This window comes from Nocardioides sp. zg-1230 (genome assembly GCF_013155335.1).
In the GTDB taxonomy this organism is placed as follows: domain Bacteria; phylum Actinomycetota; class Actinomycetes; order Propionibacteriales; family Nocardioidaceae; genus Nocardioides.
The window spans coordinates 519,266-544,990 of the sequence record NZ_JABJQZ010000001.1 but is presented as its reverse complement, the minus strand read 5'-3'; the positions used below and the strand labels follow the sequence as shown (position 1 = coordinate 544,990).

24 protein-coding genes are annotated in these 25,725 nt (G+C 71.9%); 9 read left to right on the top strand and 15 right to left on the bottom strand.

The window, feature by feature from the left end:
* Positions 1-104 precede the first annotated feature (104 nt).
* Positions 105-2,687, top strand: a complete 2,583-nt coding sequence (clpB, locus tag HOO61_RS02660) for an ATP-dependent chaperone ClpB (RefSeq protein ID WP_172256664.1) — start codon at positions 105-107, stop codon at positions 2,685-2,687.
* A 111-nt stretch (positions 2,688-2,798) separates the two neighbouring features.
* On the opposite strand, the gene HOO61_RS02655 is transcribed toward clpB, so the two are convergent.
* The gene (locus HOO61_RS02655; protein ID WP_216658526.1) at positions 2,799-3,254 is read right to left on the bottom strand and encodes an oxidoreductase; all 456 of its coding nucleotides are present in this window, start codon (positions 3,252-3,254) and stop codon (positions 2,799-2,801) included.
* 143 nt (positions 3,255-3,397) lie between these two features.
* On the opposite strand from HOO61_RS02655, the gene HOO61_RS02650 reads away from it, so the two are divergent.
* Complete coding sequence (locus HOO61_RS02650; RefSeq protein WP_367649991.1) at positions 3,398-4,231, top strand: CPBP family intramembrane glutamic endopeptidase; 834 nt, start codon at positions 3,398-3,400, stop codon at positions 4,229-4,231.
* A gap of 18 nt (positions 4,232-4,249) precedes the next feature.
* Here HOO61_RS02650 and HOO61_RS02645 read toward each other — a convergent pair whose 3' ends face one another.
* The 4 genes from HOO61_RS02645 to HOO61_RS02630 form a co-directional block, all read right to left on the bottom strand.
* Positions 4,250-6,136: a M12 family metallo-peptidase gene (locus HOO61_RS02645; RefSeq protein ID WP_172256660.1), complete on the bottom strand. Its 1,887-nt coding sequence runs from the start codon at positions 6,134-6,136 to the stop codon at positions 4,250-4,252.
* Between the two features lie 76 nt (positions 6,137-6,212).
* Entirely contained in the window at positions 6,213-6,650 is a 438-nt protein-coding gene (locus HOO61_RS02640; RefSeq protein ID WP_172256658.1) for a hypothetical protein, read from the bottom strand.
* A gap of 10 nt (positions 6,651-6,660) precedes the next feature.
* The gene (locus HOO61_RS02635; RefSeq protein WP_172256655.1) at positions 6,661-8,112 is read right to left on the bottom strand and encodes an FAD-binding oxidoreductase; all 1,452 of its coding nucleotides are present in this window, start codon (positions 8,110-8,112) and stop codon (positions 6,661-6,663) included.
* A gap of 28 nt (positions 8,113-8,140) precedes the next feature.
* A complete protein-coding gene (locus tag HOO61_RS02630) occupies positions 8,141-9,052 on the bottom strand; it encodes an AEC family transporter (protein WP_172256653.1) in 912 nt (303 codons plus the stop codon).
* A gap of 92 nt (positions 9,053-9,144) precedes the next feature.
* Here HOO61_RS02630 and HOO61_RS02625 point away from each other — a divergent pair, with 92 nt between their 5' ends.
* From HOO61_RS02625 to HOO61_RS02615, 3 genes are all read left to right on the top strand, one after another.
* Positions 9,145-10,077, top strand: a complete 933-nt coding sequence (locus HOO61_RS02625) for a 2-hydroxyacid dehydrogenase (RefSeq protein WP_367649990.1) — start codon at positions 9,145-9,147, stop codon at positions 10,075-10,077.
* A gap of 85 nt (positions 10,078-10,162) precedes the next feature.
* Complete coding sequence (locus tag HOO61_RS02620) at positions 10,163-11,320, top strand: mandelate racemase/muconate lactonizing enzyme family protein (protein WP_172256651.1); 1,158 nt, start codon at positions 10,163-10,165, stop codon at positions 11,318-11,320.
* Positions 11,317-11,988: a FadR/GntR family transcriptional regulator gene (locus tag HOO61_RS02615; RefSeq protein ID WP_172256649.1), complete on the top strand. Its 672-nt coding sequence runs from the start codon at positions 11,317-11,319 to the stop codon at positions 11,986-11,988. The genes HOO61_RS02620 and HOO61_RS02615 overlap by 4 nt, the downstream gene beginning before the upstream one ends.
* 162 nt (positions 11,989-12,150) lie before the next feature.
* On the opposite strand, the gene HOO61_RS02610 is transcribed toward HOO61_RS02615, so the two are convergent.
* The 7 genes from HOO61_RS02610 to HOO61_RS02580 form a co-directional block, all read right to left on the bottom strand.
* The gene (locus HOO61_RS02610) at positions 12,151-12,486 is read right to left on the bottom strand and encodes a metalloregulator ArsR/SmtB family transcription factor (RefSeq protein WP_172256647.1); all 336 of its coding nucleotides are present in this window, start codon (positions 12,484-12,486) and stop codon (positions 12,151-12,153) included.
* Position 12,487: 1 nt separating this feature from the next.
* Positions 12,488-13,129: an SRPBCC family protein gene (locus HOO61_RS02605; RefSeq protein WP_172256645.1), complete on the bottom strand. Its 642-nt coding sequence runs from the start codon at positions 13,127-13,129 to the stop codon at positions 12,488-12,490.
* A 100-nt stretch (positions 13,130-13,229) separates the two neighbouring features.
* Positions 13,230-14,495 (bottom strand): glucarate dehydratase, encoded by a 1,266-nt coding sequence (locus HOO61_RS02600; RefSeq protein ID WP_172256643.1) that lies wholly within the window; start codon positions 14,493-14,495, stop codon positions 13,230-13,232.
* A 15-nt stretch (positions 14,496-14,510) separates the two neighbouring features.
* Positions 14,511-14,918 carry a universal stress protein gene (locus HOO61_RS02595; protein ID WP_172256641.1) on the bottom strand — a complete coding sequence of 136 codons (408 nt, stop codon included), beginning with the start codon at positions 14,916-14,918 and terminating at the stop codon, positions 14,511-14,513.
* Entirely contained in the window at positions 14,915-16,456 is a 1,542-nt protein-coding gene (locus HOO61_RS02590; protein WP_172256639.1) for a tripartite tricarboxylate transporter permease, read from the bottom strand. The genes HOO61_RS02595 and HOO61_RS02590 overlap by 4 nt, the downstream gene beginning before the upstream one ends.
* Positions 16,457-16,474: 18 nt before the next feature.
* Positions 16,475-17,050: a tripartite tricarboxylate transporter TctB family protein gene (locus HOO61_RS02585; RefSeq protein ID WP_172256637.1), complete on the bottom strand. Its 576-nt coding sequence runs from the start codon at positions 17,048-17,050 to the stop codon at positions 16,475-16,477.
* 100 nt (positions 17,051-17,150) lie between these two features.
* Positions 17,151-18,152 carry a tripartite tricarboxylate transporter substrate binding protein gene (locus HOO61_RS02580; protein ID WP_172256635.1) on the bottom strand — a complete coding sequence of 334 codons (1,002 nt, stop codon included), beginning with the start codon at positions 18,150-18,152 and terminating at the stop codon, positions 17,151-17,153.
* A gap of 112 nt (positions 18,153-18,264) precedes the next feature.
* On the opposite strand from HOO61_RS02580, the gene HOO61_RS02575 reads away from it, so the two are divergent.
* Positions 18,265-19,176: a LysR family transcriptional regulator gene (locus HOO61_RS02575; RefSeq protein WP_172256633.1), complete on the top strand. Its 912-nt coding sequence runs from the start codon at positions 18,265-18,267 to the stop codon at positions 19,174-19,176.
* 88 nt (positions 19,177-19,264) lie between these two features.
* Complete coding sequence (locus HOO61_RS02570; RefSeq protein ID WP_172256631.1) at positions 19,265-21,064, top strand: cell wall metabolism sensor histidine kinase WalK; 1,800 nt, start codon at positions 19,265-19,267, stop codon at positions 21,062-21,064.
* On the opposite strand, the gene HOO61_RS02565 is transcribed toward HOO61_RS02570, so the two are convergent.
* Entirely contained in the window at positions 21,036-21,500 is a 465-nt protein-coding gene (locus HOO61_RS02565) for a GNAT family N-acetyltransferase (protein WP_216658524.1), read from the bottom strand. The genes HOO61_RS02570 and HOO61_RS02565 overlap by 29 nt on opposite strands.
* Positions 21,501-21,571: 71 nt before the next feature.
* On the opposite strand from HOO61_RS02565, the gene HOO61_RS02560 reads away from it, so the two are divergent.
* Positions 21,572-22,945, top strand: a complete 1,374-nt coding sequence (locus tag HOO61_RS02560) for a pyridine nucleotide-disulfide oxidoreductase (RefSeq protein ID WP_172256629.1) — start codon at positions 21,572-21,574, stop codon at positions 22,943-22,945.
* A 64-nt stretch (positions 22,946-23,009) separates the two neighbouring features.
* On the opposite strand, the gene HOO61_RS02555 is transcribed toward HOO61_RS02560, so the two are convergent.
* Positions 23,010-24,179, bottom strand: a complete 1,170-nt coding sequence (locus tag HOO61_RS02555) for a M14 family zinc carboxypeptidase (RefSeq protein WP_216658523.1) — start codon at positions 24,177-24,179, stop codon at positions 23,010-23,012.
* A gap of 167 nt (positions 24,180-24,346) precedes the next feature.
* Here HOO61_RS02555 and HOO61_RS02550 point away from each other — a divergent pair, with 167 nt between their 5' ends.
* On the top strand, positions 24,347-25,267 hold the full coding sequence (locus HOO61_RS02550) for an SDR family oxidoreductase (RefSeq protein ID WP_172256627.1): 921 nt from the start codon (positions 24,347-24,349) through the stop codon (positions 25,265-25,267).
* Between the two features lie 10 nt (positions 25,268-25,277).
* Here HOO61_RS02550 and HOO61_RS02545 read toward each other — a convergent pair whose 3' ends face one another.
* Entirely contained in the window at positions 25,278-25,709 is a 432-nt protein-coding gene (locus HOO61_RS02545; RefSeq protein WP_172256625.1) for a hypothetical protein, read from the bottom strand.
* Positions 25,710-25,725: the final 16 nt, after the last annotated feature.

The window sequence follows — 25,725 nt, the reverse complement described above, 5'->3', positions numbered from 1 at the left end:
ACCAGTTTGGGACAGATCAAAGTTGAGGGGAATCGACTCAACTTCTGGCGCGTTGCACGGAGTGGGACCACAGTGGTCCCCACGCCACGCACACGGAGGAAGAGTTGAGCCAGTTCGGTGCCGAGAAGTTCACCACCCGCAGCCGCGAGGTCGTCGAGGCTGCCCAGCTCGCCGCGACGACCGGCGGCAACACCACCACCGAGCCCATCCACCTGCTCGTCGCGCTGCTCAAGCAGGAGGACGGCGCCACCCGCAGCCTCGTGCAGAAGGCGGGCGTCGATCCCGCGACCCTGCTCGCCCAGGCCGAGAACGTGCAGCAGCAGCTGCCCCGCGCCACCGGCTCGACCGTCCAGCAGCCCAGCGCGTCCGCGTCGCTGACCCGTGTCCTGGCGCAGGCGATCGACCTCGCCGCGTCGATGAAGGACGACTACGTCGCCACCGACCACCTGCTCGTCGCCACCGCGACCGTCGAGTCGAGCGGGCAGAAGGTGCTCACCGACGCCGGCCTGACCGCGGCCGGGCTGCGGGAGGCGATCACCGCCGTCCGCGGCAACCGGCGCGTGACCAGCGAGAGCGCCGAGGCGTCGTACGAGTCGCTGGAGAAGTACAGCGTCGACCTCACCCAGGCGGCCGAGGACGGCCGGCTCGACCCGGTGATCGGCCGGGACGCCGAGATCCGCCGCGTCATCCAGGTGCTGTCGCGGCGCACGAAGAACAACCCGGTCCTCATTGGCGAGCCCGGCGTCGGCAAGACCGCGGTCGTCGAGGGCCTCGCCCAGCGCGTGGTCGCCGGCGACGTGCCCGACTCGCTCAAGGGGCGGCGCGTGCTGGCGCTCGACCTGGCGGCGATGGTCGCGGGTGCGAAGTACCGCGGCGAGTTCGAGGAGCGCCTCAAGGCCGTCCTCGAGGAGATCAAGGACGCCGGCGGGCAGGTCATCACCTTCATCGACGAGCTGCACACGGTCGTGGGGGCGGGCGCCGGCGGCGACTCGGCCATGGACGCCGGCAACATGCTCAAGCCGATGCTGGCGCGCGGCGAGCTGCACATGATCGGCGCGACGACGCTCGACGAGTACCGCGAGCGCATCGAGAAGGACCCGGCGCTCGAGCGGCGCTTCCAGCAGGTCTTCGTCGGCGAGCCCAGCGTCGAGGACACCATCCAGATCCTGCGCGGCATCCAGGAGAAGTACGAGGCGCACCACGGCGTCCGGATCACCGACGCCGCGCTGGTCGCCGCCGCCACGCTGTCCGACCGCTACATCACCGGCCGGCAGCTGCCCGACAAGGCCATCGACCTCATCGACGAGGCGTCGTCCCGGCTGCGGATGGAGCACGAGTCCTCGCCCGAGGAGATCGACCAGCTCCGCCGCCAGGTCGAGCGGCTCAAGATGGAGGAGTTCGCGCTCGCCAAGGAGACCGACGCCGCGTCGGTCGACCGGCTCGAGGCGCTGCGCAAGGACCTCGCCGACCGCGAGGAGGAGCTGCGCGGGCTCGAGACCCGCTGGGAGCGCGAGAAGGACCAGCTGCAGGGCGAGGGCGAGCTGCGCCGCCAGCTCGACCAGCTCAAGATCGAGGCCGAGAAGAAGCTGCGCGAGGGTGACCTCGCCGGTGCCTCGGAGATCCAGTACGGCCAGATCCCGGCGCTCGAGAAGCAGATCGCCGAGGTCGAGCAGGCCGAGCTCGCCGACATCGAGCCGCTGGTCGGCGAGGAGGTCGGCGCCGAGCAGATCGCCGACGTCGTCGAGGCCTGGACCGGCATCCCCACGGGCAAGATGCTCCAGGGCGAGACCGCCAAGCTGCTCGAGATGGAGTCGGTCATCGGCGAGCGCCTGATCGGGCAGCGCGAGGCCGTCACCGCGGTCAGCGACGCCGTACGCCGCTCGCGCGCCGGCATCTCCGACCCCAACCGGCCGACCGGGTCGTTCCTCTTCCTCGGCCCCACCGGCACGGGCAAGACCGAGCTCGCCAAAGCGCTGGCGGACTTCCTCTTCGATGACGAGCGCGCGATCGTGCGCATCGACATGAGCGAGTACAGCGAGAAGCACTCGGTCTCGCGGCTCGTCGGCGCCCCTCCCGGCTACGTCGGCTACGACGAGGGCGGCCAGCTCACCGAGGCCGTACGGCGACGCCCCTACAGCGTCGTGCTGCTCGACGAGGTCGAGAAGGCGCACCCGGAGGTCTTCGACATCCTGCTGCAGGTGCTCGACGACGGCCGGCTCACTGACGGCCAGGGTCGGACGGTCGACTTCCGCAACACGCTGCTGATCCTCACCTCCAACCTCGGATCGAACTTCCTGGTCGACCCGAACCTGATGCCGGACACCAAGAAGATGTCGGTGATGAACGTGGTGCGGGCGCACTTCAAGCCCGAGTTCCTCAACCGGCTCGACGAGGTGGTCATGTTCGACGCGCTGTCGAAGGACGACCTGGCGCACATCGTCGACCTGCAGCTCGCGCTGCTCGAGCAGCGGCTCGCGGTCCGGCGGATCACGATCTCGGTGACCGACGCGGCCCGCGCGTGGCTGGCCGAGACCGGCTACGACCCGGCGTACGGCGCCCGGCCGCTGCGTCGGCTCATCCAGTCGGCCATCGGTGACCCGCTCGCCCGGCTGCTCATCGCCGGTCAGGTCACCGACGGCGGCGCCGTCACGGTCGACGTGGGTGACGACGGGCTCGTGCTGGCCTGAGGCGGCGGACTACCCCTCCCAGTGGTGGACTCCCCGCGTGAGCGGGGAGTCCACCACTCGTCGGCCGTTGTGGAGGCCGCCAAGTGTCGGACTCGCCCACCAAGTAGGCCGTCAGGCCGGCCCGTCCCAGTCCCAGCGCGGCATCGGCAAGCCTTGGGGGACGTCGTCCGCAGCGTCCGGCCACGCCTGGAACGGCCCGGTAGCCGCCCACGTGACGTAGGCGGCGATGGCCTGCCGCACCCGCGGATCGGCAGGCACGCCGGCCTCGTCGAAGGAGTCGAGGACGCACTGCACGAAACGGGGGCCGGCCTCGACGGCGTACTCACCCTCGCCCGCGTGCAGGCGCTGCACGTGCGACTCGCTGCCGCCCATCGTGGTGGTGTAGGTCGGCGGGCCGCCGAGCGCCTCCGCCCAGTACGCCGCCAGCCGGTCGGTGTGGTCCGGCTGGTTGTCCGCGTGCGAGAACGGGTGGCTGAGCAGCGGGTCGGCCAGGCAGCGCTGGTGCGTCGCCTCGGCCAGCCGGACGAAGACCTCGATGCCGCCCGCGGCCTCGTAGATCGTGGTCACCACCCGATCGTCGTACGCACCGGCACGGCGGGCAAGGGCCGCGTCGACGTGCGGTGCGCCGGGCCGCCGCCGGGGGCCTGTCCGCGAGCCGCGGGCGGGCGTCCTCTCAGCGGCGGCTCAGCCGGTTGGGGGATGCTGGCCCCGTGACGACCGCCGCCGATGACGTACGCCCGTGGTGGCGACTCCGGGACACACCCGTCCCGGGTGGCGTGCCGGACCTGGCGAAGGCGCTGCTGTGGACCGAGCTGGCGATCGTGCTGCTGGTCTCGCTCGGGCGGAGCGCGGTCTACTCGATCGTCAGCATCGTCTCGGCGCTCACTGCGCCGGGGCCGCTGTCGGCGCAGGCGGCCAACCTCAACAACTCCCTCGCCCCGGACCGGCCGTGGCTCGACCTGACCTACCAGCTGCTGCGGATCGGCTTCGCGCTCGTGCCGGTCGCGCTGGCGGCGTACCTCCTGGTCCGCTCCGGCTCGAACCTGCGGCAGGTCTGGGCGCGCGACGGTGGCTGGAGCACGTGGCGGGACTGGGGCCGGGGCGCCTGGCTCGCGGCGGGCGTCGGCTCGGTCGGCGTGGTGTTCTACCTTGCCACCTTCGCGCTGGGCACCAACCTCACGGTCGTGGCCCAGTCCCTGCCGGGGGAGTGGTGGCGGGTGCCCGTGCTGGTGCTGGCGGCCGCCCAGAACGCGGTGCTCGAGGAGTTCGTCGTCCTCGGCTTCGTGCAGGTGCGGCTGCGCCAGCTCGGCTTCGGCGACACCGCCGCGATCGGGCTGGCAGCACTCCTGCGCGGCAGCTACCACCTCTACCAGGGGCTCGGCGGGTTCGTCGGCAACCTCGCGATGGGGCTGCTCTTCGGCTGGCTGTTCCGCCGCTGGGGGCGGGTGATGCCGTTCGTCGTCGCGCACACGCTGCTCGACGTGGGCGCGTTCGTGGGCTACGCCCTGCTCGCCGGGCGGGTCGACTGGCTGCCGACCGTGTGACCCGCCCGGCGGCGGACGTCAGCGGCGGATCTTGACCTTCTTGGAGCTCCGCCGGGCCTTCTCGTAGCCCTTCTTCTTGGCCGTCACCCGGACCGAGATCTTCTTGCCGCGGTCCTTGGCGCGGACGCGGTAGGTCGCCTTCTTGGCGCCCTTGATCTTCTTCCCGTTCTTCAGCCACTGGTAGCGCACCTTGACGCTCTTCTTGGCCGGCTTGGGCTTCCAGCCCTTCACCTTCACCGAGAGCACGCGACCGGCCCGCGGCACGCCGCGGAGCTTGGGCCGCTTCGTGCGGAACATCGCCTTGCCGACCACGACGGAGGCGTCGGGGGCCACGACGGTCGGGTAGAACGGCGCGGAGCCGAACACCTGGAGCGTCAGGGTCTTGCCGATGTCACGTCGCGACAGCTTGAACGTGCTGGCGGTCGCGCCGGGGACGGCGACGCCGTCGAGCCACCACTGGTAGCTCAGCGTGACGGCCGGGGACCAGGGGGTGGAGGTCGCCTCCGCGGTGCCCTTGAAGCGCGGACGGCCGGCGATGCTGGCTGCTCCGGGGTAGATCTGCGACTGGCGGTAGCCCGCGACGGTGGCGATCTGCTCGTTGATCGCCTGCACGTTCTGGGTGGCCGCCGTGCCCTGCGCGCGACCGTTGTAGGCAACGTTCGGGTTGGAGAAGTAGCCGATCCGGGTGCAGTTGACCTGCGCGCGGACGCACTGGTCGTAGTAGGACATCACCGTGATGGTCCGCGCGCCCACGTCGACGTAGCCGCGGGCGTAGGGCTTGCCGTCCGTCGGCGGCTGCGAGGCACCCGCGTCGTGGTGGCCGCTGAGGTTGTGCCCGACCTCGTGGGCGAATGCCCGGAACTCGGTGGCGCACGCGGCGGCGTAGACGACCGACCAGGCGGCGTACTCCGGGTCGTACTGCGGGTCGAGGCCGCCGAGGTAGGCGATGCCGCACGCCGCGCCGCCCGGCACGCTGCCGGCCAGCCACAGGCTCACCAGGTCGGCGTGGGTCTCCTCGCGCAGCTGCTGCGCCTCGTCGAACATGCCGTCGCCCGGAGTGCCGAGCGCCTTGAGGTTGGTGGCCAGGACGGACGACTGTGCCGCGGCGACCTGCCGGGTGCCCACGAGGCGCACCCGGGTGAAGACGCCGGAAGCGGCGAAGGCCTCGTTGGTCTGGGCGATGCCGAGCGCGAACTGCGCCTGCATGGCGTCCTGGCCCATCTGGGCCACCAGCGCGGCGGGATAGACGATGGCGATGTCGATCGTGTCGGGCGCGTCGGCGGCGGCGACGGGTGCACGGCCGGTGGTCGTGGTGTCGGCGCTGTCGCGCTGGGTGCGCGCCTCGGTGCCGTGGTCGTGCCCGTCGGGGGGGCCGGGGCGCTCCGGGTGCTCCGGCAGGACGACGTCCTCGCCGCCCGGCGGGGTGCCCGCCTCGTCGACGACGTAGTCGCCCTCGGGCGTGCTGCGCACCTCGTAGGTGCCGTGCTCGACGGAGGCGACGTTGATGTGGGTGACCCCCCCGACGACGACGCCGGTGACGGAGCCCTTCTCGCCGATGATGCCGCCGGACCACGACGTGATCCCCGCCGCGTCGGTGCGCTGGTCGACGGCGGCGGTGACCGTCGTGTCGTCGAACAGCTCGAGGCTGATGCGGTCGCCGGTGCGTACGGCGTCGAGCGCGGCCGCGTCGACGTCGACGCCCCGCGAGCGCTCACCTCCCCCGGCCTCGGTCGTGGCTCTGGCGGACGCGGCCGGGCTGAGCAGCTCGACGGGACGGGTGTCCGGGTCCTGCGACGCGGTGGCCGTGGTGACGGGCGCCGTGGTGGCGGCCAGTGCGAGGACGCACAGACCGGCGACGCCGACGAATGTCCTGCTGGTGCTCCTGGTGGGCACGGTGATGGGCATGGAGTCCCCCTTCTCTCGGACCCCTACCTGCCCCGCGTGGCGGCGCCCAAACCCGAGGCGCCGACCGGACGTGGCGCTACTCGCCCGTCTCGACCTCTTCGCGCTCCTGCTCCTCGGTGGGTGCCGTACGGCGTCGGCCGAGAAGGCCGCCGGCCCACAGCGCCCACAGGACGAGCACCGGCTGGAAGAACAGCCGCACGAGCCGGGCGCGGTCGGTGTCGAGCCCGAACGCGTCGGTGCCCTCGACGTACTGCGCGATGTTGCCGGGGAAGATCGCCACGAAGAAGGCGGCAAGCAGTGCCCCGATGGTCCTCCGGTGCTGCGGCAGTGCGATGAAGGCCCCGCCCAGCGCCACCTCCACGACGCCCGACCCGAGGACGGTGAGGTCCTCGTCGACGGGGAGCCAGTCGGGCACCTGCGCGCGGAACTCCTCGCGCTGCGTGGTCAGGTGCAGCACGCCGGCGGTCACCATGAAGCTGCCCAGGGCGACGCGGGCGAGGGTCTGTGCCAACATGTCGTGAAGCCTAGGCCGGTGCACCCGGAGGGCGCCCGGAGTCTGGGGGCACGAGGACGCCGGGGTTCATCAGGCCCGCGGGGTCGAGGGCCTGCTTGACCGCGCGCATGAGGTCGACCTCGACGTCCGACTTGTACGACGCTGCTGCCGCCGCCTTCGTGCGCCCGAGGCCGTGCTCGGCGCTGATCGACCCCGCCTCACGGGCCACCGACGCGTAGATGGCGGTGGTGAGGTCGGCGCCCGCGGCCCGCAGTGCGTCGTCGTCACTGCGGCCGTCGGCCAGAGGGGCGTTGAGGTTGTAGTGGAGGTTGCCGTCGCCGACGTGGCCGTAGGTGACCAGGCGGACGCCCGGGCAGACCTCCTGCAGGTGCGGCCCGATGGCGTCGGTCCACTCGGCGAGCCGGGCGATCGGGAGGGTGACGTCGTGCTTGAGCGTGGCGCCCTCGACCTTCTGCACCTCGGAGATGCCCTCGCGCAGGCCCCACAGGGCGGACCGCTGTGCGGGACTGCCCGCGATCGCCGCGTCGGTGGCGCAGTCGGACTCGACGGCCTCGCCGAGCAGCGACTCCAGGACCTCGTCGAGCCCGTCGTCGGAGGCGGACCCGGCGAGCTCGACCAGGACGTACCAGTCGCTCGGCTCGCCGAGGGGATCGGTCGCCCCGGGCAGGTGCTTCAGGACCAGGTCGATGGCTTGGCGGTTGGCGATCTCGAACGTCGACAGGTGCACGCCGGCGTGCTGCTGGGCCAGGCCGAGCAGGGAGACCGCGGCGTCGACGGACGGCACGGCGACCCAGGCGGTGGCGTGCCGCGGGGTGGCGGGGAAGAGCCGCAGGACCGCGCCGGTGATGACGCCGAGGGTGCCCTCCGCGCCCACGAACAGCTGGGTGAGGTCGTAGCCGGTGTTGTCCTTGCGGAGCCCGCGCAGCCCGTCCCAGACCCGGCCGTCGGGCAGCACCACTTCGAGGCCGAGCACCAGCTCGCGGGTCATGCCGTAGCGAAGCACCGCGGTGCCGCCGGCGTTGGTGGAGAGGTTGCCGCCGATCGTGCAGCTGCCCTCTGAGCCCAGCGACATGGGGAACAGTCGGTCCACCTTCTCGGCCGCCGCCTGCACGTCGGCCAGCACGACGCCGGCGTCGACGGTGACGGTGCCCGCGACCGGGTCGACCTCGCGCACCCGGCGCATCCGCCCGAGCGAGAGGACGACCTGGCGACCCGACGCGTCGGGAACCCCGCCGCCGACCAGCCCGGTGTTGCCGCCCTGCGGGACCACCGGCACGCCCGCGCCCGCGCAGGCCGCCACCACGGCCGCCACCTCCTCGGTCGAGCCCGGCCGCACCACGGCGAGCGCGCGCCCGGCGACGGTGCCGGTCCAGTCGACGACGTACGCCGCGACGTCGGCGTCGTCGGTCAGGACGTGGTCGGCGCCGACGCTCTCGCGCAGCCGGTCGAGCAGGTCGTCCATGGTTCTCCTCGGGGGTCGGTGGGGGGCGTCAGCCCAGCAGCACCGCGACGATCAGCGCCGCGGGCAGCGAGGCGAGGGTGGTCACCAGGATGGTCTCCCGCGCCACATCCTCCCCCACGCGGTAGCGGGTGGCGTGCAGGAAGATGTTCTGGGCGGTCGGGAGGGCGGCCGTGATGACCACGCCGAGGAGCACGCGGTCGTCCAGGCCGAGGGCAACCCCCACCGCCCACGCGACCACCGGCATGACGCCCATCTTGAGCACGGTCGCGACGACGACCTCGCCGTTGTGGCCGGCCCGGCCGATCGGCGGGCTGAGCCTCAGCGCGGCGCCGTACGACATCAGCATCAGCGGGATCGCCGCGCCGGCGAGCATCTCCAGCGGTGAGAGCAGCGGCGCCGGCAGCTGCCAGCCGGTGGTGGCGAGGACCAGCCCGAGCACCGCGGCGACCGTGAGCGGGTTGGTGACCAGGCGGCGGACCGCGGGCCGCACGCCCTCGCCGCGTCCGGTGATGCGGTCGAGCACGATGAGCGCCGCCGGCTGGACGAGCAGCATCTGCACGAGCAGCGTCGGCACGACCACCGTGATGTCGCCGACGACGTAGGCCGCGATGGCGATGCCGAGGTTGCCCGCGTTGACGTACGACGACGACAGCGCGCCGATGAGCAGGGGCCCGGTGCCCAGGCCCCAGCGCAGCCGCGCGATGACGACGTACGCCGTGAAGCAGACGGCGAGCGAGACGCTCGAGGCGACGAGGTTGGCCGCCGCCGCCTCGAGGTGCACCTGGCTGATCGTGACGACCATGAGGGCGGGCGAGGCCACGAAGAACGCGATCTCCCCGAGCGTGCGCTGGGAGCGGTGGTCGAGCACGCCGACGTGGGCGAGCGCGGCGCCGGCGGCGATGACGACCAGGATGGTGGTGAAGCCGATCAGCAGGCCCACGGGTGCCCCCTCCTGCTCGTCGGTGCACCGGGTATCGCGCGATAGCGAGGTCGTCTTGGACGCCGCGACCGCCGCCCGGCAAGGATGGCGTGGTGAGCACCGACACCCAGCACCCGGTCCGTGTCGTCCAGCTCGGCGGGCTCATGCCCTTCGTGCGGGAGTGGCTCTCGGAGCGCTACGCCGCCCCGCTCCGCGAGGACCTCGCCGACCCCGCGGGGGTCGAGGTCGCCGTCGTCGGTGGCGGGGCGCCGGCCGGGGCGGCGGAGATGGACGCGCTGCCCGACCTGCGGGCGATCGTGAACTTCGGCGTCGGCTACGACAACATCGACGTGGCCGAGGCGGAGCGGCGGGGCATCGTCGTGTCCAACACCCCGGACGTGCTCACCGACGCGGTGGCCGACCTCGCCGCGTTCCTCGTCGTCGACGTGCTGCGCGGCGTCACCGCGGCCGACCGGTTCGTGCGCAGTGGTGCGTGGGCCCGGGGAGAGAAGGTGCCGCTCACCCGCGACGTGCGGGGCGCGGTCGTCGGTGTGCTCGGGCTGGGTCGCATCGGGACAGCTGCGGCGGAGCGGCTGGAGGTCTTCGGCGCCGAGGTGCACTACCACTCGCGCAGTGCGAAGGACGTCGCGTGGACCTACCACGCCAGCCCGGTCGAGCTGGCAGAGACGAGCGACGTGCTCGTCGTGCTGACGCCCGGCGGTGCCGGGACCGACGGGCTCGTGGACGCCGCCGTCCTCGACGCGCTGGGCCCGGAGGGCTACCTGGTCAACGTGGCCCGCGGCTCCGTCGTGGACGAGGACGCGCTGGTCTCGGCGCTCGAGGCGGGCCGCATCGCCGGAGCGGGGCTGGACGTCTTCGCCGACGAGCCGCACGTGCCCGAGGCGCTGCTGCGGCGCGATGACGTCGTCCTGCTCCCGCACGTCGGCAGCGCCACCGTCGAGACCCGCGAGGCGATGGGCCGGCTCGTGCTCGACAACGTCGACGCCTTCCTCGAGCGTGGCGAGCTGGTGACCCCGGTCGGCTGACACGGCTGTCCTCCTCGGGGTTGACGTACTTGTGTAATGAGTTGCACACTCATCATACAAGTTAGCGACGACCCGAGGAACCCCCATGACGCAGACCCTGACCCCGCCCGTCGCGGCCGCCACGACCGGCGACCGCATCCGCAGTGTGACGCTGTCCCACGTGGTGCTCCCGCTGCCCACCCCGGTCAGCGACGCCAAGGTGCTCACCGGCCGGCAGAAGCCGCTCACCGAGACGGTCATGCTCTTCGTCGAGCTCACCACCGAGCAGGGCTTCGAGGGCATGGGCTTCAGCTACTCCAAGCGCGCGGGCGGCAAGGCGCAGTACGCCCACCTCAAGGAGGTCATCGACGTCGCCATCGGCCAGGACCCCAGCGACATCGCGAAGATCTACGAGTCGCTGATGTGGGCCGGTGCCTCGGTCGGTCGCTCGGGCGTCGCCACCCAGGCGGTCGCCGCCCTCGACGTCGCGCTCTACGACCTCAAGGCCCGCCGCGCCGGCCTCCCGCTCGCCAAGCTGCTCGGTGCGCACCGCGACTCGTGCCGGGTCTACAACACCTCCGGCGGCTTCCTCCAGGCCTCGGTCGAGGAGATCAAGGAGAAGGCAACCGCCTCGCTCGAGTCGGGCATCGGTGGCATCAAGATCAAGGTCGGCCAGCCCGACTGGCGCGAGGACCTGCGCCGCGTCGCCGTACTGCGCGAGCACCTCGATGACGGCCCGTTCATGGTCGACGCCAACCAGCAGTGGGACCGCGCCCGCGCCCGCCGGATGTGCCGCGAGCTCGAGCAGTTCGACCTGGTCTGGATCGAGGAGCCGCTCGACGCGTGGGACCACGTCGGCCACGCCGACCTGTCGCAGACCTTCGACACCCCCATCGCGACCGGCGAGATGCTGACCTCGGTGGCCGAGCACATGGGCCTCGTCGACGCCGGCTATCGCGGCATCGTGCAGCCCGACGCGCCGCGCATCGGCGGCATCACGCCGTTCCTCCGCTTCGCCACCCTGGCTGCGCACCACCGCCTCGACCTCGCCCCGCACTACGCGATGGAGATCCACCTCCACCTCGCGGCGACGTACCCCACGGAGCCGTGGGTCGAGCACTTCGAGTGGCTCAACCCGCTCTTCGAGGAGCGCATCGACATCCGCGACGGTCAGATCTTCGTGCCGGACCGCCCGGGCCTGGGCTTCACGCTGACCGAGCGCATGCGCGAGCTCACGGTGGAGACCGCTACCTTCTCGGCATGAGCACCCTGTCGGCGGGCGTCGTCGCCGGCCTCAAGGACAAGATCCTGGCCGGCGACCTCGCCCCGGGGGCCAAGCTGCCCTCGGAGGCGGAGCTGATCGAGGAGTACGCCGTCTCGCGCACCGTCGTGCGGGAGGCGGTCACCCGGCTCCGCGCGGAGGGGCTCGTGGAGACCCAGCAGGGCCGCGGGTCGTTCGTGCTCGCGGTGCCCGAGGCGTCGTCGTTCAGCGTGGAGTCGTCTGCGATCCGCACCCAGGCCGACGTGCTGGCGATGCTCGACTTCCGCATCGGCGTGGAGAGCGAGGCGGCTGCGCTGGCGGCGCGGCACCACGATCCCTCCGACGTCTCGGCGATCTCGGCGGCGATGGAGGGGTTCGTGCGAGCCGGCCACGAGGGCGCGGTCGAGGCCGACTTCGCCTTCCACCTGGCGATCGCCCGGGCCACCGGCAACCGCTTCTACGTCGATCTGCTCGGCTCGCTGGGGCCGATGATGATCATGCTCCCGCGTACCCGGCTCGGCGACGCGTACTCGATGACCGACGCGACCCACGTCGAGCGGGTCCAGCGCGAGCACGACAACGTCGCCGCCGCCGTCCTCGCCGGCGACGTCGAGACCGCCCGCGCCGCCATGCGGCTGCACCTGGGCAACACCCGCCGCCGCGTCACCTGACGCCGAGTCGGCTCGTCCTGCTGCCCTCAGTCCGTCGAGTCGGCTCGTCCTCGTGTTGTCAGCTCGTCGAGCCGGCTCGTCCTGATGCTTTCCGGTCGGCAGGATGCGCCAACTCGACGTCGGTGCGAGGTCAGGATGCGCCGACTCGACCCGGAAACGAGGTCAGGACGAGCCGCCTCGGGATTTCCTGCCGCGGGCGACCTCGGTGCCGAGGGCGTCGAGCCGGTGCTCCCAGAACACCCGGAACTGCTCGACCCACGCGTCGACCTCGCGCAGGCCGGACGGGTCGACGGCGTAGAGCCGCCGGGTGCCCTCCGGGCGGACGGTCGCGAAGCCGTGCTCGCGGAGCACCTTGAGGTGCTGGCTGACTGCCGGCTGGCTGATGCCGAACTCCTCGCGCACGACGGTGGCCACCTCGCCGGCGCTGGTCTCGCCTGCGGCGAGCAGCTCGAGGATGCGGCGGCGTACGGGATCGCCGAGGACGTCGAAGGCGTGCACGTCAGGCGGGCGGTTCGGCGCCGGTGTAGAAGGCGGCGGTGCGGGCGGCGGCCGCGCGCGACGCGGACGGGTCGTCGGAGGTGGCGGCATCGGCCTCGCCCCACTCCGTCGCCGCGCCGCTCATGAAGGACTGCCCCTCCGCGGAAGCTCCCCAGCCCTCGACCCCCTCGTGCGGGATCGTCGTACCGGTCGCGAGGTGTTCGGCGAGACCCATCAACCCGAGCTCCCAGCCGACGCCGACCGCGCCCGGGCCGTAGGTCGTCATGTGCTCGTTGTCGCGCACGTCGGCCGCGTGGCGGAGGGTCAGTGTCGTGCCGTCGGGCGCCTCCTCGAGGTGGACGTCGACCCACGAGGTGTCGCCGGCGAACTCCCAGGTGAGGGAGAAGTGCTTCGGCTCGTCGCACGCGGTGATCTCGCCGCCTGCGTTGCCCTCGACCTGGTAGCGGCCGCCCAGCCGGAGGTCGCCGGAGACGGGGGCGAACCAGCGCGGGATGCGTTCGGGGTCGGTGATCGCCGACCAGAGGTCGGCGACGTCGGTGGGGTAGGTGCGGGAGGCGACCACGACCTTGACGGGCGTGCCCTCGTGGGTGCTGTCCTCGACGGCGCGGGTGACCGCGCCCAGGTGCTTGGCTGCATCGAACATGCGCCCACTGTTGCAGTGGCCGCTAATATATGTCAACGCTTATGAACTGCTGCGCGAGGAAGTGCCCGGTCGGCGGGTTCCAGCGCGAGGAAGTGCCCGGTCACCAGCGGGAGGTGTTGACCGCGAAGTCCGGCTGGATCGAGCGCATGTAGACGGTGTCCTCGCGGCGGCGCACGCCGCAGGAGAGGTAGAGTTCGTGCAGCTCGCCGAGCCGGTCGCGGTCGAGCGAGACCCCGAGTCCCGAGCCCGTCGGCACGGCGACGGAACCGTCGACGAACGACAGCACGCCGTCGGCGACCACGTCCTGCGTCTTCCAGGGGTAGTGGGTGTCGCACGCGTAGGTGAGGTTGGGCGTCGCAGCGGCGAGGTGGACCATCGCGGCGAGGGAGACGCCGAGGTGGGAGTTGCTGTGCATCGACAGCCCCATGCCCCAGACCTCGGTGATACCGCCGAGCAGCGCGGACTTCTTCAGCCCGCCCCACAGGTGGTGGTCGGACAGCACGACCTGCACGGCGTCCTGGGCGATCGCCGGCGGCAGGTGCTCCATCGCGATCACGCACATGTTGGTCGCGAGAGGTACGTCGGTGCCCGCCGCGACCTGCGCCATGCCGGGGATGCCGGGGGTGGGGTCCTCGAGGTACTCGACGACACCGGCCAGCCGCGAGGCCACCTTCACCGAGGTTTCGGGGGTCCAGGCGCCGTTGGGGTCGAGCCGCAGCGGCATCGTCGGGAAGGCCTCGCGCAGCGCCTCGATGGCCTCGCACTCCTCCTCGGGGGCGAAGACACCGCCCTTGAGCTTGAGCGAGCCGAACCCCCAGCCGTCCACCATCCGGTGTGCCTGCGCGACGAGCTGGTCGGGGGTGAGGGCCTCGCCCCACGCGTCGTCCGCGAACCCGGGGTGACCGGCCCACTTGTAGAAGAGGTAGCCGCTGAACGGCACCGACTCGCGGACGGCACCGCCGAGCAGGTCGCTGACCGGTACGCCGGCCTCGTGCCCCTGCAGGTCGAGGCAGGCGACCTCGAAGGGGGAGTAGACGGTGTCGACGGCGGAGTCGACGTCGAGCATGCCGCCGAACGACGCACCACCCCCGCCGGTCTCCCGGCCGAGCACGTCGGTGACGAGCCGGCGCAGGCCGTGGAGGTCGTACGGGTCGTGGCCGGGCAGCGCGGTGGCGACGGCGTCGAGCCGCGCCAGGTGCGCTTCGTCGGCGTACGTCTCACCGAGGCCGAGCAGGCCGGAGTCGGTGTGCAGCTCGACGATCGCCCGGAGGGCGTAGGGCTGGTGGACGCCGACGACGTTGAGCAGCGGCGGGTCCTCGAAGGCGACCGGGGTGACGACGACGCGGGAGATGCGGCTGCTGCTCACCTCAAGATCTCCTGGTCACCGGGGAGGCTTGACGGCCAGGATCGGCACGTCGAGGTCGAGGAGCAGGCGCTGGGCGTCGCTGCCGGTGACGAGCTTGCCGACGGGGGAGCGGCGGCGCAGGCCGATCACGACCAGGCGGGCGGACGCAGCCTCGGCGACCTTGGTGAAGGTCTCGACGATGTCGTCGCCGTGGTCGGACTGGTCGACCCGGGCGGTCACCCCCGCCGCGGCGGCGCGGGCGACGAGCTCGTCGGCCGCGGCCTCGTCGATGAACTCGCCGTCGACGGTGGAGCGGCGGCGCGGACTGTTGAGGACCACGACGTCGTCGCCGTGGGCCTTCGCCTCCGCGAGCCCGGCCTCGAGTGCGGCCTCGCCGACGGGGGTGGGGACGTAGCCGATCACGATGGTCGATGGGCTGGTCATCGCAGGGAGTCCTCTCGCTGGACGGTCTCGGTGTCAGTGGCGGTGTCGGTGGCGGGGGTGCTGCGGCGGAAGGCCTTCTTGATCAGCGGGAACGCGATGACCACGACGACGAAGGCGAGGATGGTGCCGGAGATCGGGCGGGTCACGAAGCCGGTCGCGTCGCCCTCGAAGATCAGCATCGACCGGCGGAAGCTCGACTCGATGAGCGACCCGAGCACGAAGGCCAGGACCATCGGGCCGGGCTCGAAGCCGGTCTTCTTCATCAGGTAGCCGACGACGCCGAAGAAGATCATCAGGAAGATATCGAAGACCGAGTTGCGGATCGTGTAGACGCCCAGGATCGTGATGAGCGCGGTGATCGGCGCGAGGATCGCGGGCCGCACGCGGAGGATCTTCACGAAGACCCCGACGAGCGGGATGCTCAGCAGCAGCAGGATCAGGTTGCCGATGTACATCGAGTTGACGACGCCCCAGAAGAGGTCGGGTCGCTCGTCGATGAGCTGCGGGCCGGGCGTCACGCCGACGACCAGGAGCGCGGCGTAGAGCATCGCCATCGACGCGTTGGCCGGGATGCCGATCGTCAGCAGCGGGATGAACGACGACGTGGCGGCGGCGTTGTTGGCCGACTCGGGGCCGGCGACGCCCTCGATGGCGCCGCGGCCGAAGCGCTCGGGCTTCTTCGCGACGCGCTTCTCGGCGGCGTACGCCGCGAGGGAGGCCATCACCGCGCCACCACCGGGCAGCACGCCGAGGACGAAGCCGATGACCGAGCCGCGGCCGATGGCGGGGCCGGCCTCCTTGAGGTCCTTGCGCGAGGGCCAGATGTTGGCGATGGCGGCCGGGACGTGCGGCTTCCCGTGGCGCTCCTCGAGGTTGTAGAGGATCTCGCCGACGCCGAACAGGCCCATCGCGACCACGACGAAGTCGATGCCGTCCTCGAGGTTGAGGCTGCCGAAGGTGAAGCGGTCAGCGCTGGTGAAGCTGTCGCTGCCGACCGTGGCGAGGAGCAGGCCGACCGCTGCTGCGGCGAGGGCCTTGACGGTGTTGCCGTTGCCGATGGTGGCGACCAGCAGCACGCCGAGCAGCGCCAGGGCGGCGTACTCCGGCGGGCCGAAGTCGAGCGCGAACTCGGCCACGACGGGCCCGAGCAGCGTCAGGCCGATGATGGAGATGGTCGCCCCGATGAAGGAGCCGATCGCGGCGATGCCGAGCGCGGTGCCGGCCTTCCCCTGCTTGGCGAGCGCGAAGCCGTCGAAGACGGTGACCACTGAGCTGGCCTCACCGGGGATGCGCAGCAGCACCGACGTGATCGTGCCGCCGTACTGGGCTCCGTAGTAGATGCCGGCGAGCATGATGATCGCCGCGACCGGGTCGTGGGCGCTGTAGACGACCGGCAGCAGGATGGCCATCGTGGCGGCCGGGCCGAGGCCCGGGAGCACGCCGATGAGCATGCCGACGACGACGCCGATCAGGCAGTAGAGCAGGTTGCCGGGCTGGGTGACGACGCCGAAGCCGTCGAGGAAGGCGCTGAGGTCCATGGGTCAGTCCTCTCGGGCTCAGAAGGCGATCAGGTGGGGCAGGGGGACCGACAGGGCGTAGAGGAACAGCCCGTAGAACGCCGCGGTCGTGAGGACGGAGATGACGATCGTGCTGCGCCAGGACTCGCCCCCGAGGAAGCGGAGCCAGACGATGCCGAGCAGGACCGCGGGGATCTCGAAGCCGATGACGGGCAGCAGGAATCCGAGGGCGACGAAGGTCGCGGCGCCGACGGCGACGAGCAGGCTCGACCGGGTGAACTTCTCCGTGTCGTCGAGGTGGCGGCCCACGACCAGCAGCACCACGGCGAGCACGACGACCAGGAGCGAGACGAGGAACGGCCACAGCCCGGGTCCGGGTCGCCGGAGCGACCCCAGCCCGTAGCCGTAGGAGAGCCAGGCGCCGGCGAGGCCGATCAGCAGCACGAACGCCGCCGAGACCACCTGGTACGCCGGCCCGCCCGCGGGCGGTCGCTCGTCGGCGAGGTCCTGGGCGACCTCGGCCTGGATCTCGGCGAGGATGTCGCGCTCCGGCTCGACGTCCGGCTCGACGTCCTGGGCGGCTCCGGGAGCCGGACGGGGCTGGGTCTCGCTCATGGTGGGTCTCGTCTCCGTGCGGTGAGGGCGGGGGCCCTCGGTGGGGGTGGTGCGGGCCGGTCCCGGGCGGATCCGGGACCAGCCCGGGACCGGCCCGGGATCAGCTGGCGTCGCCGAGGTCGATGCCGTACTCGTCGACGAGGTCGGCGTAGCGCTGCGTGTCCTCCTCGAGCTGGGCGACGACCTCGTCACCCGAGATCTCCATCGGGGTGAGGTTGTTCTGCTCGTTGAAGTCCTGGTACTCCGAGGTCTCGAAGGTGGCCTGCATGGCCTCGGCGATCGCGTCCTGGACGTCCTGCGGCGTGCCCTTCGGGACGGTCATGAAGCGGTACTGGGCGACCTCGACGTCGAGGCCGGACTCCGCCGCGGTCGGCACGTCGGGGAGGAACTCGACGCGCTCGGGGCCGAAGACCACGATGGGGACGATCTTGCCGGAGCGGATGTTCTCGATGGCCTCGCCGACCTGCAGGCAGGCGGTGTCGACCTGGTCGCCGAGCAGCGCGGTGAGGGCGGGGGCGCCGCCGTCGAAGGGGATCGCCTCGGCAGGGGTGTCGTTGACGTTGAAGGTCAGCGCGCAGGCGAGCTGGGCGCCGGTGCCGACACCGGTGGTGCCATAGGTGATCTTGCCGTCCGCGTCGGCGAAGGACTCGATCGAGTCGAAGCCCGAGCCCTTGCTCGCGACGAGGACGTAGTCGTCGCGGGAGACGCCCTGGACGACGTCGAAGTCGTCGATGCTGGTGACCTGGTCCTCGGGGACGGCCAGCGGCGTGATCGCGAAGAGCGAGGCGTTCTGCACCGAGATGGTCGACCCGTCCGGCTCGGCTTTGGCCACCTCGGCCGCGGCGAGCGCGCCGTTGGCGCCCGAGCGGTTGATGACGGGGAACGAGCCGCCGAGCTCGTCGGACAGGCCGGCCGAGATCTGGCGGCTGATGAGGTCGGAGGAGCCGCCGGGGTCCGCGCCCACGGGCATGTTGACCGCGCCCGAGGGGTAGTCGCCGCTGTCGCTGCCGCTACCGGCCGTCGTCTGGACGCCGCCACAGGCGGACAGGGCAAGGGCAGCGCCGGCGGCGACCGCCGCCAGGCTGAGGGTCTGCTTGCGCATGGAGGTGCTCCTTGTTCGGGATGTGACCACCGACACTAGGTTTGCGCGTTGATGCCGGTCCAAGCCCAATTCGGCATGGACTGATCCATCTCGTGCATCGTACCCTCGGGCCGTGATCACGCTGGACCAGGTCCGTTCCTTCGTCGCCGTGGCCGAGGAGCTGCACTTCGGTCGGGCCGCGGAGCGCCTCCAGATGACCCAGCCGCCGCTGTCGCGCCAGATCCAGAAGCTGGAGAAGTCCGTCGGCGCGCGTCTCCTCGAGCGCGACAACCGGCGCGTCGAGCTGACCGGTGCCGGGGTGGCCTTCCTCGACGAGGCGTACCGGTTGCTCAACCTCGTCGAGGGCGCGGGCGACCTCGCCCGGCGGGTCGACGCGGGCGCCGCCGGCGTCGTACGCCTCGGCTTCACCGCCGTGTCGGCGATCTCCATCCTCGGCCCGCTGCTCCGGCGCCTCACCGCCGAGCTGCCCGACGTGGAGGTGGTCCTCTCCGAACGGGTCACCAACGCGCAGGTGGACGGCATCCGGCGCGGGGAGCTCGACATCGGCCTGGCCCGTCCGCCGTTCGACACCTCCCTGCTGCGCTCGCGGGTCGTGCTGCGCGAGCCCTTCATGGCCGTCGTCCCGGCGGCCCACCCGCTCGCGGCCACCGACCGCCCGCTGACCTCCGACGACTTCGAGGGGGAGACGGTCATCGGCTACAACCCCGACCAGTCGCGCTACTTCCACGAGCTGTCGGTGCGCTTCTTCGCCAACGCCCACCCCCGCATCGACCAGCGGGTGCACCAGGTGCTCACCGCGATGCTGCTGGTGTCGGCCGAGCGCGGCGTCACGCTGGCGCCGGCCTCGGCGGCCTCGCTGCACGTGGACGGCGTGGTCTTCAAGGAGCTCGCCCACCACGGCGGCGACACGCGGGTCGACGCCGACCCGGACCGGCCGGTCGAGCTGCACGCCATCTGGTCGCGCGAGGCGGTCACCCCCGTCGTACGACGCGTGCTCGACGTCGTGACCGCCACCCGCGACTGACCAGTAGCGTCAAGGATTCCCTGCGCCCGTCAGGCTCTGAGGCTTAGGGTCGTGGTGCCGCGGGAGGCGACGCGACGCAGGAGGTTGGATGCACGACGAGACGGTCAGGGTGAGGCGCTATGCCGACACCCCCTGGGCCGACGAGCAGACGCGCCAGCACCTCCAGGTCCTGGTCGAGGGCGTCGCCACCCTCGCCGGTTTCGAGCAGTCGTCGCTGACGTTGCGTCGCGACGGCCATTTCGAGGTCGTCGCCGCCGCGGGCGTCGAGGACGGATTCGTCGGCACCCTGGTCCCGGCCGCGTCGATCGAGAACGAGCTCGCCGGCGCCGACGAGTGGGGCGTGTGGCGCTTCGTGCCGCACGACCGGGCCAGCGAGGAGGCACTCGCCTACAGCCACATCCCCGACGTCACGCCGCTCGAGGGCGACGACGCCTGGCACCCGCTCGACCTCCTCGCCGCCCCGGTGCACGACGACCAGGGCCGGTTGCGCGGCCTCCTGTCGGTCGACATCCCCGACGACGGACGCCTGCCGTCGCCGCAGAAGATGGAGGTGCTGACGCGCTACGCCGGACTCGCGCGCACCCTCGTCCTCCTCGCGCTTGAGCGCGAGGAGCTGAGCGAGCAGGTGCGGATGGCCACGGAGGCCCGCGCGATCGTGCGCCAGGCCCTCGGCGAGCCGACGCTCGAGCTGGTGCTGGAGGCGTGCCGGTCGGCGGTCGTGTCCTGCTTCGACGCCGTCGGCATGTGGCTGACGGCGTTCAACCCCGACGGCACCGGCTCCACCACGACGTCGTACGCCATGGGTGACGCCTATGACGAGCCGCCGTTCAGCGAGATCGACGACGTGGTCGTGCGCCTGGCGCACCGCTACTGGACCGACCAGTACGTCGCCCCGTTCTCCCGCGACAGCCTCGACCAGCCCAGCCTGGCCCGCGGCGACGCGGAGCGGCTGCTGGGCTTCCTCGAACGGATCGGCCTGGGCTCGGTGCTCTTCGTCCCGCTCGGGGTCGGCCCGGAGTGCGTGGGCTTCCTGGTCCTGACGCGCGTCTCCGCCGCCCGCCGCTGGACCGACATCGAGATCGACGCGGCGCGCGACATCGGCCGCGACCTCGGCCTGGCCGTAGGCAAGGCGCGCCAGCTCGAGCTCGAGCGGGCCATCGCCGACCGGCTGCGCCGGCTCGACAGCTATCGCGTCGAGGTGGTCAACACGATGGGCCACGAGCTGCGCAACCCGCTCTTCTCGATCAGCGCCAACCTCGAGCTGCTCGACACCGACCGCCTCGACGAGGACGCGCGCCGGTCGGTGGCGGCCGCGACGCGCGGTGCCACGCGGATGCGTGCGGTCATCGACGACATGCTCACGATGGCGCAGGTCTCCGACCCGCACCGCGAGTTCGACCCGATCGCGGTCGACCTGCGCCGGGTGGTGCACGACGTCTACGACGAGTGCCACGCCGGGGCGTCGGCGGGCGACGTCACCTGCGAGGTGGACCTGCCCGACGAGCCGGTGCTCGTGCCCGGCGACCCGGAGGAGCTGCACCGTCTGCTCACCAACCTCGCCTCCAACGCGATCAAGTACACCGACCCCGGTGGCCGGGTGACGGTCCGCATCGGCACCGAGGGCGACACGATCGTCGCGACGGTCACCGACACGGGCATCGGCATCTCCCCGGCCGACCAGGAGCAGCTGTTCCGCGAGTACTTCCGCTCCACCAACCCGGCTGCCCTCTCTCGCCCCGGCACCGGCCTGGGCCTGGCCATCGTCGCCCGGATCGTCGCGCGCCACGGCGGCACGATCGACATCGACTCCGAGCGCGGGCGCGGGACGACCGCCACCCTCAGGCTGCCGGCGTACGACGTCAGCGCGGAGCCGTCGACAGCGTCATGAAGGTGCTGAGCGGGTCCTCGACGTAGGACCCGAACGGTGGGCACGGCACGAAGCCGGCCCGCGCGTAGAACCGGCGGGCGGGCTCGAAGAACGCCATGCTCCCCGTCTCCAGCGACACGTGCGACACCCCGCGTGCACGGGCGTCGTCGAGCGCGTGGGCCAGCAGGCGGGACGCCACGCCGGTGCCCCGCACGAGCGGGTCGGTCCGCATGCTCTTCAGCTCCTCGTGCCCCTCCTCCACCGGCGCCAACGCGACCGTGCCGAGGATGCTGTCGTCGTCGACGCCCACCCAGAGTCGTACGCCGTCGGCCTGCAGCGCGAACAGGTCGAGCGCGTGCCGGCTCTCCGGCGGCGCGGTCGGCTCCATGTCGTCGAGGTGGGCCTGCAGGAACGCCGCCAGGCGCGGGTCGCCGAAGTCGGCGCGGGTGATCTGCACGGCGCCAGTCTGGCGGGCGCGTGTGACGGCGGGGTGACGCGGACGCCCCGACGTGTGCCAGCGTGTCTGTCATGACTCGCACACTGGAGGTCGACTACCTGGTGGTGGGTGCCGGCGCGATGGGCATGGGTTTCACCGACGCGCTGGTCGACCACTCCGACGCGCGCGTCGCGATCGTCGACCGGCGCCACAGCGCGGGCGGCCACTGGCTCGAGGACTACCCGTTCGTCCGGCTGCACCAGGCCTCCTCGTTCTACGGGGTCGCCTCGACGGTGCTCGGGGGCCAGGTCCAGCAGGCGGGCCCCGAGGCGGGCCTGCACGCGCGGGCCTCGCAGCCGGAGATCGTCGACTACTACGCGCACGCGCTCGAGCGGCTGCGCGGCACGGGTCGGGTCGAGGTGTTCACCGGGTGCGAGGTCGTCGGGCGCAGGGTCGTCTCGCGCATCTCAGGCCAGACCTGGGAGGTGCCGTCGACGTGCCGCGTCGTCAACTCCCACTACCTCTCGCCCACGATCCCGGCCGAGTCGTCGGCCCCCTTCTCGGTCGCCGACGACGCGCACGCGGTGGCGGTCAATGACCTGGTGCGGCTCGAGGAGGCGCCGAGCCAGTACGTCGTCGTGGGCTCGGGCAAGACCGCGACCGACGCCTGCGTGTGGCTGCTGCAGCAGGGCGTCGACCCGGACGCGATCTGCTGGGTGCGGCCCCGCGAGCCGTGGATGCTCAACCGGGCGCTCATCCAGCCCGATCCGACGGTCTTCCTCGGGGTGCCGGCCACGACCTTCGAGGAGGCGGCGGCCTCGGCGTCCCTCGACGAGCTGTTCCTGCGGCTCGAGGACGCCGGCGTGATGCTGCGCATCGACCGGTCGGTCACGCCGACCATGGCGAAGGCCCCGACGCTGGGCGGGTGGGAGCTCGACCTGCTGCGCTCGATCGGCGACGTCGTACGTCACGGGCACGTGCGGCACGTCGAGCGGGGCCGCCTCGAGATGGCCGACGGCACGACCGTCCGGGTCGCGGACGACGCCGTCGTCGTGCACTGCGCCGCCGACGGACTGAAGAACCCGCCGCTCGTGCCGGTGTGGCGCCCGGAGGACATCACTCTCCAGCCCGTACGCGCGGGCTTCCCGTGCTTCGCGGCCGCAGTCACCGGCTACGTCGAGGCCACCCGCCACGACGACGCGGAGAAGAACCGGCTGTGCCCGCCCTCGCGCTTCGGCAACTCGCTGGTGCAGTGGGCCGACATGAACGTCCGCGGCACCCGGGCCTCGATGGCACTCGGCGCCGAGCCCGACATCGCCGCCTGGGCCGACACCGTCGCGGTCAACCCCGCGCGGATCCCACCGGCGTACGCCGCCTCCGAGGAGCTCGGCCGCGTCCGCGAGCGCCTGGCGGCGAGCACCGGGCCCGGCCTCGAGGCCCTGACCCGGCTGATGGCGACCGGCTGAACGCCGCGCTGACCGTGGAGGACCCGAGCCACGGGGTGACCCGGATCCTCCACGCCCGCCCCGATCAGTCCTCGGGCAGGAAGACCCGCTGCGGGATGGTGTCGTAGACCGACGCGTCGAGCGAGTCGATCGAGCCGTCGGCGACGGAGTCGACCAGGCCGCCGAGCCCGATCTCGATCTGCTTGCGCAGCATGCCGTTGCGCTTCATGCCGTCGTACTGCGTCTGGCTCGACGTCTCGAAGAGCACGACTGCGCTGCCACGCAGGGCGAACGAGCCGAGCGCGGTGCCCGGCAGGTTGGTGTCCTGCGGGTAGAGCGTGAGGTCGCCGTAGCCGGACTGGCCGTAGTCCTGGAGCGCCTCGTAGACCGCGACGTTGGCCCGCTTCGAGGCCTCCATGTCGAACTTCGGCCAGGTGCCGAACTCGCTCGGGTCGTCGATGAACTTCGCCGAGATCGACAGCGGGGACATGCTCTCGAGGTCCTCGGTGGCGTAGCAGGACCACTGGTTGTGCAGGTCGATGAAGTAGTCGACCGTGCCGAACTCGGACTCGAGGCCGCGGTAGACGTCGCGGACCGTCTGCGCCTCGGGCGTGATGTACCAGCCGGTGTCGGCGCTGTTGCCCGGGAAGTCACCGGGCTGCGGGACGTAGCCGAGGTCGGGGTTGAAGTCGCGGTTGACGTCGAACCCACCGACGCGGGTGTTGTAGTTCCACGCCGGTGCGACGCCCGCGAGCTGCGGGAAGGCGGCGACCACGTCGGCCCAGGTCATCTCGTTCTGGCGGGTGTCGCGCTCGCCGCCGTCGACGTTGAGCCGCGGGATGGCGACGATGGTGACCTCCTCGCGGAGGGCCTGGGCCTCCTTGGTCGACCCGCCCCAGCGGCGGAGCAGGTCGAGGAGCGCCTCGGTGCCGTGGTTCTCGTTGCCGTGGATCTGGGACTCGACGAAGACGACGGTGTCGCCCTCGCCCACGCGGGCGGTGTAGATCTCCCGGCCCTGGTTGCTCTCGCCCACGACCTCGACGTCGACGACGCCCTTGGTCGAGCGCTCGATGCCCTCGAGGGTGCGGCTGAGCTGGGCGTGGTCGACGAACCCGTTGTTGCCCGAGCCGGAGGCCTCGGTGCCGCAGTGGGACTCGGTGGGGATGGCGGTCGCGGGTGACGAGGTGGTCATGGCGACGATCCCGAGAGGAAGGGCCAGTCCGGTCAGGACGGCCGTCCAACGTCGTGCAGACATGCGTTCTCCACTTCAGTTGCGCCCGGCGAGCCGAGCGATCGACAGGGTCCACGCACCGTACGTCGGCCCTCCGACACCTGCCACCCACCTGAGGGCGGTGGGCCGCATCGTCCGTCCGGCGGCGGGTACGGCGAGGTGGACCCGCAACTCCATGACGAAGGACGACGATGAGCAACGACGGCCAGGCCGAGCAGACGCGACAGGACCCCACCGAGGTGCACGACCAGCCCGACACCGAGGGTGAGCGCCTGCCGAAGCCCGGCGACGAGGACTCCGTCACCAGCGAGATGGGGGAGAAGCCCGACCACGGCGAGGAGACGTACGTCGGCCACGACCGGCTGCGCGACCAGGTCGCGGTCATCACCGGCGGCGACTCCGGCATCGGCCGCGCCGTCGCGCTGGCGTTCGCGCGCGAGGGTGCCGACGTGGTGATCGCCTACCTCGAGGGGGAGGACGACGACGCCCGCGAGACCGCCCGGATCGTCGAGGCAGCCGGCCGTCGGGCCGTGCTGGTGCCCACGGACCTCGTCGAGGAGTCGGCCTGCCAGGCGCTGGTCGACAAGGCGGTCGACGAGCTCGGCCGCATCGACGTCCTCGTCAACAACGCGGCCTACCAGATGGCCCAGCCGGGCGGGATCGCCGACATCACGACCGAGCAGCTCGACCGGGTGATGAGGACCAACGTCTACGCGATGTTCTGGCTGTGCCGGATGGCGCTCCCGCACATGAAGGCGGGGTCGTCGATCATCAACACCTCCTCCATCCAGTCGTCGCAGCCCTCGCCCGCGCTGCTCGACTACGCCGCGACCAAGGCGGCGATCGTGAACTTCACGCGGGGGCTGGCGAGGGCGGTGGCCGAGCAGGGCGTCCGCGTCAACGCAGTCGCGCCCGGCCCCATCTGGACGCCTCTCATCCCGGCCACCATGCCCGACGACAAGATCGCGTCCTTCGGCGAGGACACGCCGCTCGGCCGCGCCGGGCAGCCGGCCGAGGTCGCGACAGCCTTCGTGTTCCTCGCCTCGCCGGAGTCCAGCTACATCACCGGTGAGGTCATCGCCGTCACCGGCGGCAACCCGGTCAGCATGTGAGGGTCGAGGCTCAGTCCCAGAACCACATGAGGAGCTCGTTCGCCAGCGGCGTGGCCAGCCAGGCGATCGTCGCGATCCCCAGCGCGGCCGCGGCGGCGTAGAGGACGAACTGCCTGACGGTCAGGGTGCGTCGCCAGGTCCACGCCATGAACACCGACCACATCGCCACCCCGCCGGCGACGAACGGCGCCGTCGGCACCCCGACCACGACCACGAAGCTGAGAACACCGCCGAGCGCGGTGTCGTACGGCCACATCGAGTACAGGTCGTAGGCGTAGACCGTCTCGCCGGCGGGCCGGTCGTGGATGCCGTTGACGTAGTAGGGCAGCGCGAGTCCGACGACGAAGGGCACCGTCGCGAGCAGGGCGACCAGCAGGGCGAGGCCGGGACGGCGCCGCTCCCCGGCGGCCGCGGGCTGAGCCTCCGAGGGCATGACGGCCATGCCTGCAGTGTGCGCC

Coding starts and splice junctions, on each gene's coding strand:
- HOO61_RS02545 (WP_172256625.1), bottom strand. CDS start 25,709: ATGGCCGTCATGCCCTCGGAGGCTCAGCCCGCGGCCGCCGGGGAGCGG.
- HOO61_RS02590 (WP_172256639.1), bottom strand. CDS start 16,456: ATGGACCTCAGCGCCTTCCTCGACGGCTTCGGCGTCGTCACCCAGCCC.
- HOO61_RS02595 (WP_172256641.1), bottom strand. CDS start 14,918: ATGACCAGCCCATCGACCATCGTGATCGGCTACGTCCCCACCCCCGTC.
- HOO61_RS02550 (WP_172256627.1), top strand. CDS start 24,347: ATGAGCAACGACGGCCAGGCCGAGCAGACGCGACAGGACCCCACCGAG.
- HOO61_RS02645 (WP_172256660.1), bottom strand. CDS start 6,136: ATGCCCATCACCGTGCCCACCAGGAGCACCAGCAGGACATTCGTCGGC.
- HOO61_RS02635 (WP_172256655.1), bottom strand. CDS start 8,112: ATGGACGACCTGCTCGACCGGCTGCGCGAGAGCGTCGGCGCCGACCAC.
- HOO61_RS02615 (WP_172256649.1), top strand. CDS start 11,317: ATGAGCACCCTGTCGGCGGGCGTCGTCGCCGGCCTCAAGGACAAGATC.
- HOO61_RS02555 (WP_216658523.1), bottom strand. CDS start 24,179: ATGTCTGCACGACGTTGGACGGCCGTCCTGACCGGACTGGCCCTTCCT.
- HOO61_RS02580 (WP_172256635.1), bottom strand. CDS start 18,152: ATGCGCAAGCAGACCCTCAGCCTGGCGGCGGTCGCCGCCGGCGCTGCC.
- HOO61_RS02570 (WP_172256631.1), top strand. CDS start 19,265: ATGCACGACGAGACGGTCAGGGTGAGGCGCTATGCCGACACCCCCTGG.
- HOO61_RS02640 (WP_172256658.1), bottom strand. CDS start 6,650: ATGTTGGCACAGACCCTCGCCCGCGTCGCCCTGGGCAGCTTCATGGTG.
- HOO61_RS02560 (WP_172256629.1), top strand. CDS start 21,572: ATGACTCGCACACTGGAGGTCGACTACCTGGTGGTGGGTGCCGGCGCG.
- HOO61_RS02605 (WP_172256645.1), bottom strand. CDS start 13,129: ATGTTCGATGCAGCCAAGCACCTGGGCGCGGTCACCCGCGCCGTCGAG.
- HOO61_RS02620 (WP_172256651.1), top strand. CDS start 10,163: ATGACGCAGACCCTGACCCCGCCCGTCGCGGCCGCCACGACCGGCGAC.
- HOO61_RS02585 (WP_172256637.1), bottom strand. CDS start 17,050: ATGAGCGAGACCCAGCCCCGTCCGGCTCCCGGAGCCGCCCAGGACGTC.